Annotated in this window: 10 protein-coding genes; 7 read left to right on the top strand and 3 right to left on the bottom strand. The window is 73.3% G+C overall.

All coding sequences use genetic code 11. The features are described 5' to 3' along the window. The first annotated feature begins 94 nt into the window (after window positions 1-94). The 3 genes from DFQ13_RS07520 to DFQ13_RS07510 are packed head-to-tail and all read left to right on the top strand — an operon-like array spanning window position 95 to window position 2,527. The gene (locus tag DFQ13_RS07520; RefSeq protein ID WP_110079354.1) at window positions 95-1,297 is read left to right on the top strand and encodes a hypothetical protein; all 1,203 of its coding nucleotides are present in this window, start codon (window positions 95-97) and stop codon (window positions 1,295-1,297) included. Beyond that, a complete protein-coding gene (locus DFQ13_RS07515) occupies window positions 1,290-1,595 on the top strand; it encodes a hypothetical protein (protein WP_110079353.1) in 306 nt (101 codons plus the stop codon). Before DFQ13_RS07520 ends, DFQ13_RS07515 begins: the two co-directional genes overlap by 8 nt. Further along, complete coding sequence (locus tag DFQ13_RS07510) at window positions 1,595-2,527, top strand: carbohydrate kinase family protein (RefSeq protein WP_110079352.1); 933 nt, start codon at window positions 1,595-1,597, stop codon at window positions 2,525-2,527. The genes DFQ13_RS07515 and DFQ13_RS07510 overlap by 1 nt, the downstream gene beginning before the upstream one ends. 25 nt (window positions 2,528-2,552) lie before the next feature. Here DFQ13_RS07510 and DFQ13_RS07505 read toward each other — a convergent pair whose 3' ends face one another. Continuing rightward, the gene (locus DFQ13_RS07505; RefSeq protein ID WP_146241155.1) at window positions 2,553-4,553 is read right to left on the bottom strand and encodes a hypothetical protein; all 2,001 of its coding nucleotides are present in this window, start codon (window positions 4,551-4,553) and stop codon (window positions 2,553-2,555) included. Window positions 4,554-4,838: 285 nt separating this feature from the next. On the opposite strand from DFQ13_RS07505, the gene DFQ13_RS07500 reads away from it, so the two are divergent. Genes DFQ13_RS07500 through DFQ13_RS07490 form a run of 3 tightly spaced genes read left to right on the top strand, consistent with a single transcriptional unit; the run spans window position 4,839 to window position 12,447 of the window. Next, entirely contained in the window at window positions 4,839-5,456 is a 618-nt protein-coding gene (locus DFQ13_RS07500) for a hypothetical protein (protein WP_110079350.1), read from the top strand. Between the two features lie 21 nt (window positions 5,457-5,477). After that, window positions 5,478-7,484 (top strand): flotillin family protein, encoded by a 2,007-nt coding sequence (locus DFQ13_RS07495; protein WP_110079680.1) that lies wholly within the window; start codon window positions 5,478-5,480, stop codon window positions 7,482-7,484. A 4-nt stretch (window positions 7,485-7,488) separates the two neighbouring features. After that, window positions 7,489-12,447 carry a DNA repair ATPase gene (locus DFQ13_RS07490; protein WP_110079349.1) on the top strand — a complete coding sequence of 1,653 codons (4,959 nt, stop codon included), beginning with the start codon at window positions 7,489-7,491 and terminating at the stop codon, window positions 12,445-12,447. Here the strand turns inward: DFQ13_RS07490 and DFQ13_RS07485 are convergent. Continuing rightward, window positions 12,441-12,884: a hypothetical protein gene (locus DFQ13_RS07485; RefSeq protein ID WP_181399886.1), complete on the bottom strand. Its 444-nt coding sequence runs from the start codon at window positions 12,882-12,884 to the stop codon at window positions 12,441-12,443. The genes DFQ13_RS07490 and DFQ13_RS07485 overlap by 7 nt on opposite strands. Window positions 12,885-13,078: 194 nt before the next feature. Further along, window positions 13,079-14,284: an FAD-dependent oxidoreductase gene (locus DFQ13_RS07480; RefSeq protein ID WP_233438316.1), complete on the bottom strand. Its 1,206-nt coding sequence runs from the start codon at window positions 14,282-14,284 to the stop codon at window positions 13,079-13,081. Between DFQ13_RS07480 and DFQ13_RS07475 the strand changes: the two genes are divergently transcribed. Continuing rightward, window positions 14,256-14,522 (top strand): hypothetical protein, encoded by a 267-nt coding sequence (locus DFQ13_RS07475; RefSeq protein ID WP_110079346.1) that lies wholly within the window; start codon window positions 14,256-14,258, stop codon window positions 14,520-14,522. The genes DFQ13_RS07480 and DFQ13_RS07475 overlap by 29 nt on opposite strands. Window positions 14,523-14,613 lie beyond the last annotated feature (91 nt).

The raw sequence follows: 14,613 nt of genomic DNA, 5'->3' as shown, positions 1-14,613 counted from the left end.
CCGGACGGCAAGCGAACGGCAAGGCGGTGGCAAGTCGGCTGTTCAGTGAGCGGCACAACGTGGTCTGGTCTCATCGGTTCGAAGGGGGCGGAACATGGCAGACCAGGAGTGGGTGTCCGTACCGATCGGCATCGATGCCGGCCGGTACGCGACGCGCAGGGGGTGCAAGCAGGTGGTCGTGGCCGTGCACACGGTCGTGGCGGGGCAGCGGCTGCTCGACGTGGTCGACCTGGTGGAGCAGGACCCGCAGGTGCAGGTGGTCTACACGCGGGCCCCGGATGTCCTCGGTGGGGGCGTCGAGCGCTTCCTGCGGACGATCGGCGCGCTGGTGATCCCGTGGCAGCAGGCGATCCGGGAGCGGTTCGACCTGTGCCTGGCAGCTTCCTGCGGGGGCGTCGAGAAGCTGCACGGCCCGTTGGTGCTGCTGCCGCACGGGGCGAGCTACGGCAAGAGGTTGGACGGGAACGGGCCCGTCTACGGCCTCGACGCGCAGCGGCTCACCCATGACGGCAGGGTGTTGCCCTCCCTGCTGGTGCTCTCGCACGAGAGCCAGCGCGAAACCCTGGCGCGGCAGTGCCCCGAGGCAGTGGGCGTGGCAGAGGTGATCGGGGACCCCTGCTACGACCGGATGGCGCTCAGCGCGGGCAACCGGCAGGCCTACCGCGATGCGTTCGGCCTCGCGGCGGGCCAGGAACTGGTGGTGGTGACCTCCACGTGGGGCCCGGACTCGCTGTTCTCCCGCGACGCCGGGATCTTCTCCCGGCTGACCGGGGAGCTGGACCCGCGGCGGTTCCTGGTCGCGGCGGCGATCCACCCCGCGGTCTGGTCCGCGCACGGCCCCCGGCAAGTGCGGGCCTGGCTGGCCAGGGCGGCCGGGCTGGTGCTCGTCGAACCGGAGCGGGATTGGCGACCCGCGGTCATCGCCGCCGACCACGTCGTGGGCGACCCCAGCTCCACCATGGTCTACGCCGCCGCGGTCGGCCGATCCGTGCTCCCGGTGCCCGGCGGCGACCGAAACACCGCGGCCGGGTCCCCGCAGCACCGGATCGGCACCACCGCCCCGGCGTGGCGCACCGACCGCACCGCGCGGTCGCAGCTGCACCGGGCGGCCGCGGCGCTGGACCCGGCGCTGGGCGCGCGCGTGGTCGAGGACCTGACGTCGCGGCCCGGTGCGGCGCACCGGGTCCTGCGCGAACGGCTGTACGGGTTGCTCGACGCGCCGATGCCGGGACGGCACCGCAGGCCGGACCCCGTTCCGGTCCCGACCGCGGAACTGGGGGGTCGCCGCCATGCGTGAACCCCCGGCGAACCGGTCCGCGCTGCTGGTGGATTGGGACGGCGCGACGCGCGGCACCCGGCAGAGCGCGGACCTGCTGCTGCGCGAGGCGGGCAACCCGGTGGCGGGGTGGTCCTGGGTGCTCGACACCCTCACCGGGCATCCGGGCTGCTTGGGCTGCGGGGTGCGCAGCGACGGTGGCGACTGGTTCCTGGTGGGCCTGCGCGCCGCCCGGCCACGCGGCATCGACCGGCTCACCGCCGAGAAACTCCTCCGGACGGCGTACCTGATCGGCCTCGGCGGAGCGGAGGGGGCGTGATGGCTGACATCGTGGTCGCGGGCGTGGCAAACGTGCAGATGGTCTGTCCGCTCACCGGCGGCGTCGCGGGGCTGCTGTCGAGCAGGCGTTTGCCCGGGGGCCTCGACGTCCGGGTGTCCGGGAGCGGGTTCACCGCGGCGCACACCGCGCGAACCCTGGGCTCCCGGGTGGCGCTGGCCACCTACGTCGGCGCGGACCCGCTCGGCAGGTTGGTCGAAACCGAGCTGCGCGCGGTCGGGCTGCACGGACCGGGGGCGCGTGAGTGCGACGAGCAGCCGCGGGCGCTGGTGCTCTACGACGATGCCGGGGGCCGCCACAACACCACCGACCTGCGGTCCACGCCCCGGCTGGCCTACCCGGCCGCCAAATTCGCGTCCCTTGTGAATGAACATGGTTGCGACCTGGCGGTGCTGGGCAACATCGCCTTCACCCGGCTGCTGATCCCGGTGTTGGTGGAACGGGACATCCCGTTCATCACCGACATACACGTCGTCGACGCCGTCGACAGCGCGCACAACCGGGACTGGATGGCCGCCGCGCACGTCCTGTCCTGCTCGCACGAGGGCTTGCCGACGACACCGGAAGCCTGGGTGCGGGCGGTGTGGTCGGCGCATGGCACCGAGGTCGTCGTGGTCGGGTGCGGCGCGGGCGGGGCCGTCGTGGGCGTACGCGCCGGGCGATCGGTGTGGCGGGTGCGCCCCAGCACGCCCCGGGGCGTTCGCTACACCAGCGGGGCGGGGGACACGCTGGTCGGTTCCTTCGCGCACCACTACGCCGCGTCGGGTGATCCGGTCGACGCGCTGCGACACGCGGTGCTGACCGCAGGCTGGGCCGTCGGCGGTGGTCCGGACGAGCAGCGCCACCCGGATGCGGCTCGGTTGGCGCGGGTGCGGGCGCGGCACGGACTGCCCCCGGTGCGGCGGCTGGCCTGAGCCGGTGCCGGTGGGCCGGGCCGGTTCAGCCGGCCCGGCCCGGCCCGCCGAGCAGGTCCGCGCCCACCCCGGCGTGCCACCGGGCGGCGTCCGGATCGGCCGCCCGGGTCGCCCAGTCGGCGAGGGCGAGGTGGGCGTTCGCGGCTTCGCGGGTGGCCCCGTGCGCGGTCAGCGCCGCCAGCGCGCGGTGCAGCAACACACCCGCCTGCTGGACCTCCCCGCGGTGGAGGCGAATCCGGCCCTCGGCCAGGTCGGCTCGCGCGGCGTTGTACTCGTCCGGTGTCGCCAGCACGATCAGGGCGGCGCGGGCGGCGACCAGTCGTGCCAGGGCGGCATCGACGTCGACCTCGGTCAGCACGATGCCCAGTTCGAGCAGGAGCAGCGCCTCGCCGCGAGGTCTGTCCTGGGTGCGCACCATCGCCAGGCTGATCTCCAACTGCTCGACCGCCGCCTCGGTACGCCCCTGGTCGCGGTGGAGCAGGCCGAGGCTCTCATGCGCCTTCGCCACCGCACGCCGGTCGTCGTGGGCTTGAGCAGACGCGATCATCGCTCGCACCTGCCCCTCGGCGTCGGCCGCGCGCCCAAGTCTGCTGAACGCCCTGGCCAGGCGCCTGCGCACACCGATCTCGGCGGTCAGGTCGTCGGTCGCGAGCGCGGCGACGAGAGTGAGTTCGTAGACTTCGATCGCCTCAACGTAATGCTTGCGCACGATGAAGAAGCCCTTGAGCGCATCGCACATGTCGATCACGTGATGGTGCAGGCCGTGGGCGAGGGCCAGCCGCAGCACCGGGCCGAGGTCGCCGCGAACCCGGTCCAGCCAGTCCAGGGCACCCGCCGGGTCGCTCGCGGCGCGCGGCGGCGGCGGACCGTGGCGGCGGGCGGGCAAGACCAGGTCGCCAGCCCGGCGGACCGCGTCGCGGTACCAGTCGACCAGGGCGCGGGCGGTGCGCGCCCGCTTCGCGTCCTCGGCGGGCACCGACGACGCGTGCACGTGGGCCAGTCCGTGCAGCTGGTACCAGCCGCGGTCGACCTCGTCGGCCAGGCACGCCTCGACCAGGTCGTCGAGCGCCTCGGCGACATCCTCGACCGGCAGGTCCACCGCCGCGGCGGCCAACTCGGCGGGGACGAGGGCGCCGGGGTGCACGCCCATGACGCGGTAGACGGCCTTGGCCCGGTCGGGTAGGTCCCGGTAGGCGAGGTCGAAGGTGGCGCGCACGGAGCAGTCGTCCTCTCCCGAGAGCACGTCGAGACGGCCCCGCGCGTCGCGCAACCGGTCGGCCATCCAGGCGATCGTGCGGCGGGTCCTGGCGCGGATCAGCGCGGCGGCGACGCACAGGGCGATCGGGAGGCCGCCGCACAGCGCCACGACCTCCTCGGCCGCGCCGCGCTCCGCCGCCACCCGTTCGGCGCCGAGGTGGCCGCTGAGCAGCTCCAGCGCCCCGGCGTCGGCCAGCGGCCCGACCGCGACGACGGCCGCGCCCGAGGCCACCAGGCCCAGCAGCGGCTGGCTGGTGGTGATCATGGCGAGGCTCCCCGGGGCGGCGGGCAGCAGCACCCGGGCCTGCGCGGCGGAGACCGCGTCGTCGAGCAGGACCGCCACCGGCTCGAGCGCGGTGGTGGACCGGAACAGGGCGGTGCGCTCGGCGAGGGTGGCGGGCACCTCGTCGGCCGGGACGCCGAGCGCGCGCAGGAACCGGCCGAGCACGTCCTCGGCGGGCAGCGGCTCACCGCCGGGGTGGGTCAGCTCCGCGTGCAGCACCCCGCCCGGGAACTTCCCGGCCACCGCGCGCAGCCAGAACGCGGCGAGCGCCGAGCGGCCCACCCCGCCGGGACCGCGCAGCACGACGGCGTCGACCGTACCGAGCAGGGCGTCCAGCTCACCGAGCTCCCGCTCCCGGCCCGCGAGGTGCCGCGGCGGCCGGGGAAGCTGGTACGGGGGTGTGCGGCTCGGGGTCGGTCCGGCCAGGTAGACGTCGCCGTGGACCTCCGCGGCTTGGAGCAGGTTCCCGTTGACGGTGCCAGACATCCGGTTGTCGCTGCTGCCGGACCGCGGTCCCGCACCCGTCATGACACCCCCCGGAGCCACCTCGAATGACCGAGGATATGGCGGCGGCGGCGCCGGGAACCGAAATGTCCGCGGTTTCACCCGATTCGACGCCACCGCCTCCCCGCGTCGGCGCTCTCGGTGAACACCGCCCGGAGCGGTGCGCCTTCCGGGGGCGGCGCCCACGGGGGGTTGCGCCAAAACGCCTCCGGGGCGCCCGCCCGCCTTGTATGTTCCGGCCCAAGGGCAGCAGGGTGGAGGAGACCAGTGCGCGAGTTCGTCGTGGCCGCGTTGAGCTTCCCGGCCGCGCTGTTCACCTTCCTGCTCCTCGTCGTGGTCGGCTACTGGCTGTTCGTCGCGTTCGGTTTGTCCGATGTGGATGCTCTGGACGGGGTGGACGGGGCCGGGGCGGAGACGCTCGACGGGCTGGGGTTGGGTGGGGTGCCGATCAGCGTGGCGCTGAGCCTGGTGATCTCGCTGTCCTGGTTCGGGTGCCTGGTGGGGACCGTGCTGCTGTCCGGCAGCGGGTTCCCCGGTGTCGCGGTGGCGGCGCTGTCGGTGCTGACGCTGGTCGTGGCGGTGCTGGTGGCGCTGGTGCTGACCCGGTTGGTGGTGGTGCCGCTGCGCGGGTTGTTCGACGACCGGCTCGCGCCGACCCGCTCGGACTTCGTCGGCCTGCTCTGCGTGGTGCGGACCGGGCGGGTGGACCTGGGCTTCGGCCAGGCGGAGGTCACCGCCGCCGACGGTTCCTCGGCGATCGTGCAGGTGCGGCAGGCGGGCACCGAACCGCTGCGGGCCGGGAGCACCGCCGTCATCCACGACTACGACCCGGAGGGCGAGTTCTTCTGGGTCGCCCCGGTGGACCTCGACTTCCCGATCAACTGAAACCGCAAGGGGTTGGACCGCATGGACGCCATCTCGACCGGGCTGGGCGTGCTGCTCGGCGTGATCCTGCTCGTCGTTCTCGTCGTGCTGTTCACGATCGCCCGCATGTTCCGCAAGGTGGAGCAGGGCAAGGCGCTGATCGTGTCCAAGGTGAAGAAGGTCGACGTGACCTTCACCGGCGCGGTGGTGCTGCCGGTGCTGCACAAGGCCGAGACGATGGACATCTCGGTGAAGACGATCGAGATCCACCGGGCGGGCCGGGAGGGGCTGATCTGCCGGGACAACATCCGCGCCGACATCCGGATCACCTTCTTCGTGCGGGTGAACAAGACCGTCGAGGACGTCATCAAGGTCGCCCAGGCCATCGGCACCGACCGGGCCAGCGACGAGGCGACGCTGCAGGTGCTGTTCAACGCCAAGTTCTCCGAGGCGCTCAAGACCGTCGGCAAGCACCTGGACTTCGTCGACCTCTACACCAAGCGGCACGAGTTCCGCGACCAGATCATCAACGTCATCGGCACCGACCTCAACGGCTACAGCCTGGAGGACGCGGCGATCGACTACCTGGAGCAGACCCCGCTGTCGCAGCTCGACGCGGCGAACATCCTCGACGCCCAGGGCATCCGCAAGATCACCGAGTTGACCGCCATCGAGCACGTGCGCACCAACGAGTACACGCGCACGGAGGAGAAGGAGATCACCCGGCAGAACGTCGACGCCAGGGAGGCCATCCTGGAGTTGGAGCGGCGGCAGGCCGACGCGGAGATCAAGCAGCGGCGCGAGATCGAGACGCTGCGCGCCCGCGAGGAGGCCGAGACGCACAAGGTGCAGGCCGAGGAGCGGCTCAAGTCGCAGGCCGCGCACCTGCGCACCGAGGAGTCCCTGGGCATCCAGGGCGAGAACCAGGCGCGGGAGATCGCGGTGGCGGCGAAGAACCGGGAGCGGGTCATCGCCATCGAGACCGAGCGGATCGAGAAGGACCGGCTGCTGGAGGTCATCGCCCGCGAGCGGGAGACCGAGCTGTCGCGCATCTCCAAGGAGCGCGAGGTCGAGGGCGAGAAGCGCACGGTGGCCGAGGTGGTGCGGGAGCGGATCGCGGTGGACAAGACCGTGGCCGAGCAGGAGGAGGCGATCAAGCGCTTGCGCGTGGTCGAGGAGGCCGAGCGGCTGCGCGAGTCGACCATCATCGCCGCCGAGGCGCAGGCGCAGGAGAACCTGGTCAAGGACATCAAGGCCGCCGAGGCAGCGGAGACCGCCGCCAAGCACCGGGCGCGCGAGGAGCTGACCCTGGCCGAGGCGCGCCAGCAGAGCGCCGAGCTGGACACCCGGGCCAAGATCCGCCTCGCCGAGGGCGCGCAGGCCGAGGCCGCGGCGAAGGGCCTGGCCGAGGTGCAGGTGCGCGAGCGCGACGCCGCCGCCATCGAGAAGGTGGGCCGGGCGGAGGCCGCGGTGGCGCGGGAGAAGGCGCTGGTCGAGGCCGAGTCGATCAAGGAGAAGCTCAAGGGCGAGGCCGAGGGCCTGGCGGACAAGGCGGGCGCGATGGCCGCCATGGACGCCGCCACCCGCGACCACGAGGAGTACCGGCTGCGGGTGGAGACCGACAAGGAGGTCCGGCTCGCGGGCATCTCCGCCCAGCGGGACGTGGCCGAGCGGCAGGCGCAGGTGCTGGCCGCCGGGCTGGAGAAGGCCGACATCGACATCGTCGGCGGCGACACCATGTTCTTCGACCGGGTGGTCGGCGCGGTCGGCCTGGGCAAGGCCGTGGACGGGTTCGTGGACCACTCGGACGTGGCGCGGTCGCTGGCCGGGCCGTGGTTGGACGGGTCGGGCAGCTTCACCGACGACCTGCGCGGCGTCCTCGGTTCGATCGACACCGACGACGTGCGGAACCTGACCGTGTCGGCGGTGCTGCTGCGGCTGATCGACACCAACGGGCCGGAGGCGGGCAAGCTCAAGGAGCTGCTGACGCACGCGCGCAGGCTCGGCGTGGCCGACCAGTCGGTGGCCGCCCTCGCCGCCGCGAAGTAGCCCCGTGACCAGCACCGAAGCCCCCGCGGGCGCGCCCGCCGCACCGAGCCTGGACGCCGGGACCTACGAGGTCCTGCGGGCCCGGCTCGGCGAGCAGGCCGCCGAGCTGGCCCGCCGGGCCGAGGCGCTCAACGCCGAGCGCCTGGCCGTGTTCGGCGGGGCGGACCTGCGGCTGATCGGCACCGAGCGCATCCGGACCGAGAACAACTGCGTGCCGCGCGACATCACTGCCGTGCCCGCAGGCGCTGGAGGCAACAGCACCGCGGGTGGGCTGATGTTGTTCGGGTACAACGTGTTCATCGGGTTGAAGCCGGAGACCTCGGTCGACGACGTGTTCTCGCTGCACCGGTTCACCCGCGACGGCGAGGCGTTCCGGTTCGAGGCGGGCACCGCCGAGGACGTGCCCGGGCTGCTGTCCGACGAGGGCTTCCGGCGCGACTTCACCGAGCTGTACCGCTACTACCGCGAGACCCGGCTGCTGCAACTGCGGCACGTCGACGGCAAGCTGCTGGCCGTCTTCCAGACCGGGCCGCGCACCGAGGACACCAAGGTCCTGCGCTGGAAGGTCGCCCCGGACGGCACCGTGGCCTACGAGGACAACCGGGGCGAGCGCGACCACGTGTTCCCGGCCTCGCACGACTTCGAGTGGGTGCCGACCACGCGCGACGACCACGTGCTGGGCCGGTTCCCGCACATCTCGATCCTGGGCAAGGTGTTCGTCGAGACCGTGCACGGCGACCTCACGGTCAAGGTGGAGAACAACACCGAGACCGGTGAGGGCGTCTACAGCGAACCGGTCGCCGAGCCGTTGCAGAGCCTGGCCGACGCGGACGTGCTCCACGCCGAGGTCGGGTCGCTGATCCTGCTCAAGGTCCGCCCCTACAACGAGACCGACTGGCGGCACCTGGTCTTCGACACCCGCACCCGCGGTGTGGTCCGCCTCGACGGGATCGGCCAGGCGTGCCGCCGCCTGCCCGAGGACCAGGGGATCATCTTCCCCGGCGGCTACCACCTGGCCACCGGCGCGCACAAGACGTTCGACACCGACGTGGCCGGCCTGGAGTACGAGCGGGTCATCCGCTCCCCCAACGGCGAGGACGTGCTCTACGCGTTCCACGCCCGCGAGGACGGCCGCACGCTGCTGCTGCCCTACAACGTGATCCGCAAGCAGGTGGCCACCCCGATCGTCTGCCACGGGTACTCGCTGTTCGCCGACGGCACGCTGGTGGTGTTCCGGGCGGCGTCGGAGGAGCCGACCCGGGTGCACCCGATGCAGGTGTGGCAGACGCCGTTCCTGTCCGACACGCACGCCGCCGCGCAGCCGGTGGGCGACGGGCCGCTGGACCGGGTGGGCAACGCCGACCTGGTGCGCGGCATCTCCGACGCGCTGTCGGTGGCCCAGCTCGTGGGCGAGATGGCGCCGTCGACCCCGGTGTTCGAGGCGCTGATCGCCACCTGCGCGCGGGTGTTCGACCACTACCACTGGCTCGGCGACCCGGGGTTGCACGACCTGCGCACGCCGCTGTCGGAGGTCCGCGCGACCGCCGAGCAGGTGCTCGACGAGTTCGAGGCGGTGCAGGCGCTGACCCGGCAGGCCGCCGAGGCGCTGGCGGCCGAGGCCGAGGCGGTGGCGGCCCTGGTGCGGGTGGTGCGCGCCGAGGCGCCGAGGTCCGCCGACGCGTGGGTGGGCACCCTCGCCGGGCTGCGCCGGGCGCAGGGCCGGGTGGTGGGGCTGCGCGACACCCGGTACGTCGACCTGTCCGCTGTGGACTCGCTGGCCGAGGAGCTGGCGGCGGAGCTGGGGGCGGCGGGCAGGCGGGCGGTGGAGTTCCTGCGCGGGCCGGACGCGTTCACCGGGTACCACGAGCGGGTCGACCGGCTCGTGGCCGACGCGGCGGGCATCGCCACCGCCGCCGCGGCGGCGCCGGTGCACGAGCGGCTGGCCGAGCAGGCGGCGGGGCTGGAGGTGCTGACCGAGGTCGTGGGCACCCTGGACATCGCCGACGCCACCACGCGGACCGGCATCCTGGAGCAGGTCGGCGAGGTCCTGGGCGGGGTCAACCGGGCCCGCGCCACCCTGGTGGCCCGGCGCGCGGAGCTGCTGGCCACCGAGGGCCGGGCCGGGTTCGCCGCCGAGTTCGCCCTGTTCGGGCAGTCGGTGACCGGGGCGCTGGCGGTCGCCGACACCCCGGACCGGTGCGACGCGCAGCTCGGGCGGCTGCTGCTGTCGCTGGAGGACCTGGAGTCGCGCTTCGCCGAGTTCGACGACTTCCTGGCCCGGCTGGGGGAGAAGCGGACCGAGGTCTACGAGGCGTTCTCCGCGCGCAAGCAGTCGCTGCTCGACGAGCGGGCGCGTCGCGCCGACCGGCTGGTGGACTCGGCCGAGCGGGTGCTGGGCAGCGTCCGGCGCCGGGTGTCGTCGCTGGCGACGCTGGAGGAGGTCAACACCTACTTCGCCGCCGACCCGATGGTGGCCAAGCTGCGCTCGGTCGTCGACGACCTGCGCGCGCTCGGCGACCAGGTGCGGGCCGAGGAGCTGCTGGGCCGGGTCAAGGCGGCCCGGCAGGAGGCCGGGCGGGCGCTGCGCGACCGGCTGGACCTCTACGGCGACGGCGGCGACACGCTGCGCTTCGGCGCGCACGCGTTCGCCGTCAACACCCAGCCGCTCGACCTGACGGTGGTGCCGCACGACGGCGGGATGGCCTTCGCCGTCACCGGGACCGACTACCGGGCACCGGTCGACTCCCCGGGGTTCGCCGCGACGCGGGAGTTCTGGGAGCAGGTGGTCGTCTCCGAGACGCCCGGGGTGTACCGGGCCGAGCACCTGGCCGCGTCGATCCTGGCCGAGGCCGACCACGAAGCGCTGCACGCCGCCGCGGTCACCGAGGACGGGCTGCTCGACCTGGTCCGGCGCACCGCCGAGGCCCGCTACGACGAGGCCTACGAGCGCGGGGTGCACGACCACGACGCCGCGCTGATCCTGGCGGCGCTGCTGCGGCTGCACACCGCCGCCGGGCTGCTGCGCTTCCCGCCGGACGCCAGGGCCGCCGCCCAGCTCTACCGGGTGTTCGGCGCGGACGAGCAGGCGTGGCGGCGGTGGACCGTGCGGGCGGCGTCGCTGGTCCGGGCGCGGGCCGCGTTCGGCACCGTGCCCGCGCTGGCCGGGCTGCACCGTGAGCTGGGCGCGGCGATCGGCGGGTTCCTCACCGCCGAGGGGCTGCCCGCGGTCGACTTGGCCGCCGCAGGGGAGTACCTGGTGGAGGAGCTGGCTTCCGGGCCGGAGTTCGCCACCGGCGCCACTGCGGTGTCCATAGTGGATCGCTTCCACGCCTCGCTCGGCGCGGAGTCGGCTCGCCGGTTCGCCGAGGACCTGGCCGCCCTGGCCGACGGCGACCGGCTCGCGGCCCGGTTCGAGCTGGTCACCGCCTGGTACGAGGCGTTCGCCACGACCACCGAGGTGTCCGCGGTCGACCTGCCCGAGGCGGTGGCCCTCGAGCTGACCGGCGACGCGCTGAGCAGGCAGGAGTCCTCAGCGGCGCTGACGGCCACGGTCGACGGGCTGCTCGGCGCGCACCCGCGGATCACCGACCGGTCGCTGACCCTGCGGCTGGACGAGTTCCTGGCCCGTACCGCCGCCTTCCGCACCAACCGGGTGCCCGCGTTCCGCGCCTACCAGCGCACCCGCACCGAACTGGTGGCCCAGGAGAAGCGGCGGCTGCGGCTCGACGAGTTCGCGCCGAAGGTGATGAGCGCGTTCGTCCGCAACCGCCTGCTCGACGAGGTCTACCTGCCGCTGATCGGCGACAACCTGGCCAAGCAGCTCGGCGCGGCGGGCGAGGGCAAGCGGACCGACCAGATGGGCCTGCTGCTGCTCATCTCCCCGCCCGGCTACGGCAAGACCACGCTGATGGAGTACGTGGCGAACCGGCTCGGCCTGGTCTTCGTCAAGGTCAACGGCCCCGCCCTGGGCCACGCGGTCACCTCGATCGACCCGGCCGACGCCCCCGACGCCACCGCCCGGCAGGAGGTGGAGAAGATCAACTTCGCGTTGGAGTTGGGCAACAACGCCCTGCTCTACGTCGACGACATCCAGCACACCAACCCGGAGCTGCTGCAGAAGTTCATCTCCCTGTGCGACGCCCAGCGCCGGATGGAGGGCGTCTGGAACGGCCGCACCCGCACCTACGACCTGCGCGGCAAGCGGTTCGCGGTGTGCATGGCGGGCAACCCGTACACCTCCACCGGCCAGCGCTTCCGGGTCCCGGACATGCTCGCCAACCGCGCCGACGTCTGGAACCTGGGCGACGTGCTCTCCGGCCGGGAGGAGCTGTTCGCCCTCAGCTACGTGGAGAACGCCCTCACCTCCAACCCGGTGCTGGCCCCGCTGTCCACCCGCGACCGCGGCGACATCGGCCTGTTCGTCCGCATGGCCCGCGGCGACGACTCGGTGCGCCCGGACCAACTGGCGCACCCGTACTCCGCGGTCGAGGTGGAGCGCGTCGTGTCCGTGCTGGCGAAGCTGCTGCGGGTGCAGGAGGTCGTGCTGGCCAACAACCGGGCCTACATCGCCTCCGCCGCCCAGGCCGATTCGTCGCGCACCGAACCGCCGTTCGGCCTCCAGGGCTCCTACCGCAACATGAACAAGCTGGCCGAGCGCATCGTGCCGGTGATGAACGACGCCGAACTCGAAGCCCTCCTCGACGACCACTACCGCGGCGAGGCCCAAACCCTCACCAGCGGCGCCGAGGCCAACCTGCTCAAGCTCGCCGAACTGCGCGGGCGCCTCACCCCCGCCCAGGCGGCGCGCTGGGCCGAGGTCAAGTCCGCCTACCTGCGCGAACGCGCCCTCGGCGGCGACGGCGCCGACGCGGTGAGCCGGGCCGTCGGCGCGGTCGGCCTGCTCGCCGACCGGGTGGGCGCGGTGGAGGCCGCGATCACCCGGGCGACGACCGGGGCTCAGTAGGGGCGGTACCCGGTGGCCACCCGCTTGCGCGTGTAGGCGAAGGTCGGCGGCAACAGCGCGCACACCACCATCGCCAACGCCACCAGCAGACCGAGGACGGGCACCAACGGCATGACCCCGTAGGTCAGGGCCATGACAACGCCGATCCCAGCCTGCACCACGACGATGAACCCGCCCACCGCCAGCAGGATCGCCCCGGCGGTCTTGCGCGCCAGCAACAGGATCGCCCCGATCAGGATCAGCAGGCTCGACACCACCTCGGTGACGAGCGCGACGCCCACGGGGCCGTAGAAGCACGACTCCCCGCACCCGCCCACCAGCGGCTGCACCAACAACACGATCGACCACGCCGAAGCCCCCAGGCACAGGAACCCGAACACCACCGCGAGGACGGCGGTGATCCCACTCGGCTGCGGCTGGTACCCGGGATGGGGCATCGGATGACCCGGCGGCGGATACGGCCCACCCTGCGGGTAGGGCGGCGGGTACGGCCCCGGCGGGTACGGCTGCTGGGGGTACGGCTGCGGCTGGTGGCCGGGTGGCGGGTACCCCATCGGCGGGTACGGCGGTTGCTGGCTCACCTACCCATCCTGGCAGGCCCGACCACCCCCATCGGGCCGAACGCGCGGGTTCAGCGGGCCGGGGCCTCCCAGGGGGTCTCGCGGTCGTAGAGCCAGCGCAGGTCCGGGTCGGGCATGAGCCGGAAGACCAGCGGCAGCAGCAGTTTCGCCACCCGGCCCACGCCCTTCTGGTCGCCGTTGCGCTTGCCGTGCGCCACGACCTTCTCCACCCGGGCGCGCCGGGCGCCCTCGTAGGCGGTCAGCGCGGCCTCGACGGGCAGGTCGCGCAGGCAGCGGGCCAGCTCGACGGCGTCCTCGACGGCCATCGACGCACCCTGGCCCGCGGCGGGTGAGGTGGCGTGCGCGGCGTCACCGATGATCACCATCCGGTCCCGGTGCCAGGTCGGCACCCGGGGGAAGTCGTAGGTGTTCCACGGCAGCATCGGTGACTCGGTCCCGCCGATGACCCGCCGCGGCAGGTCACCGTCGTCGGCGAACAGGTCGAGCAGGCGCGACTTCCACTCCCCCGGCGAGATCGCCGCCAGTTCGGCGGGGGACAGCTCGCGCCGCTGCGGGACGTTGCAGAACCACCACACCTCGCCACCGGGCGCGCCGACCACGCCGAGGAAGGCGCGCTTGCCGAACATCATCCGGGTGACGCCCGGTTCGGTGTCGATGTCGACGCCGCGCACGTACCCCCCGGTGTTGACCAGCGGCACGTACCGGGCGTCCGGCGCGCCCGGGTCGATCAGCGTGCGCACCACCGACCGCAGGCCGTCGGCGCCGACCAGCAGGTCACCCCGGTCGGTGCTGCCGTCGGCGAACCGGGCGGTCACCCCGTCGGCGTCGGGGTCCGCACCGACCAGGCGCTTGCCGTACTCGATCAGGATGCCGCGGCGCACGGCCTCGTCGCGCAGGCGGGCGTAGAGGTCCCCGCGGTTGAGGGTGATCGAGGTCAGGCCGTCCGTGCGCGCCCCGACCAGGCTGAACTCGCGCAGCCGCCGGTGCTCGCCGAGGAACAGGCGGATGGTCGGCGTCGCGAAGCCCGCCTCGCCGACCACCTCGTGCAGGTCCAGGACGCGCAGGGCGTCCATGCCGTTGGGGGCGAGGTTGAGGAACGCGCCCACCCCGTCCGCGCCGCGGTCGTAGGCCTCGTGGACCACGGCCTCCACACCCGCCCGCTGCAACGCCATCGCCACCACCTGGCTGCGCGAGATGCTGTCCACCCCCGCCGCGGAGTACCCGGACATGCCCGCCGCCCTCGCCTCGATGCTCATCCTCACCCCGGAGGACGTCGCCACCTGCCTGACCACCCGACGCGGCCTGGTCGAGGCCGAGATCGCCGCGACCGAGGCGGAGATGGCGCCGCTGCCGCGCATCTTCGTGCTGGAGGACGAATACGCACTGGCCCTGCGGCGCGCCGAGGCCGAGTGGCTGCGGTCCGTTGTGGACGACCTGCGCTCCGGCGCGCTGTGGTGGGACCTGTCCTTGGTGAAGGGGTTCGCGGGCCCCTAGGGCCTGTCCTCAAAGCCAGAGTGTGAGGGTGGCCAGGTCGATCATGGCCTGGTAGGACAGGGCGGTCTTGTCGTAGCGGGTGGCGATGCCC

It is taken from the genome of Actinokineospora spheciospongiae, from assembly GCF_003182415.1.
Lineage (GTDB): Bacteria > Actinomycetota > Actinomycetes > Mycobacteriales > Pseudonocardiaceae > Actinokineospora > Actinokineospora spheciospongiae.
This window is presented reverse-complemented; position numbering and strand designations above follow the sequence as displayed.

Bases quoted from the DNA above. Each gene is read 5' to 3' on its own strand.
- DFQ13_RS07520 (WP_110079354.1), top strand. From the start codon at position 95: ATGGCAGACCAGGAGTGGGTGTCCGTACCGATCGGCATCGATGCCGGC.
- DFQ13_RS07515 (WP_110079353.1), top strand. From the start codon at position 1,290: ATGCGTGAACCCCCGGCGAACCGGTCCGCGCTGCTGGTGGATTGGGAC.
- DFQ13_RS07510 (WP_110079352.1), top strand. From the start codon at position 1,595: ATGGCTGACATCGTGGTCGCGGGCGTGGCAAACGTGCAGATGGTCTGT.
- DFQ13_RS07505 (WP_146241155.1), bottom strand. From the start codon at position 4,553: ATGTCTGGCACCGTCAACGGGAACCTGCTCCAAGCCGCGGAGGTCCAC.
- DFQ13_RS07495 (WP_110079680.1), top strand. From the start codon at position 5,478: ATGGACGCCATCTCGACCGGGCTGGGCGTGCTGCTCGGCGTGATCCTG.
- DFQ13_RS07485 (WP_181399886.1), bottom strand. From the start codon at position 12,884: ATGCCCCATCCCGGGTACCAGCCGCAGCCGAGTGGGATCACCGCCGTC.
- DFQ13_RS07475 (WP_110079346.1), top strand. From the start codon at position 14,256: ATGCCCGCCGCCCTCGCCTCGATGCTCATCCTCACCCCGGAGGACGTC.
- DFQ13_RS07480 (WP_233438316.1), bottom strand. From the start codon at position 14,284: ATGAGCATCGAGGCGAGGGCGGCGGGCATGTCCGGGTACTCCGCGGCG.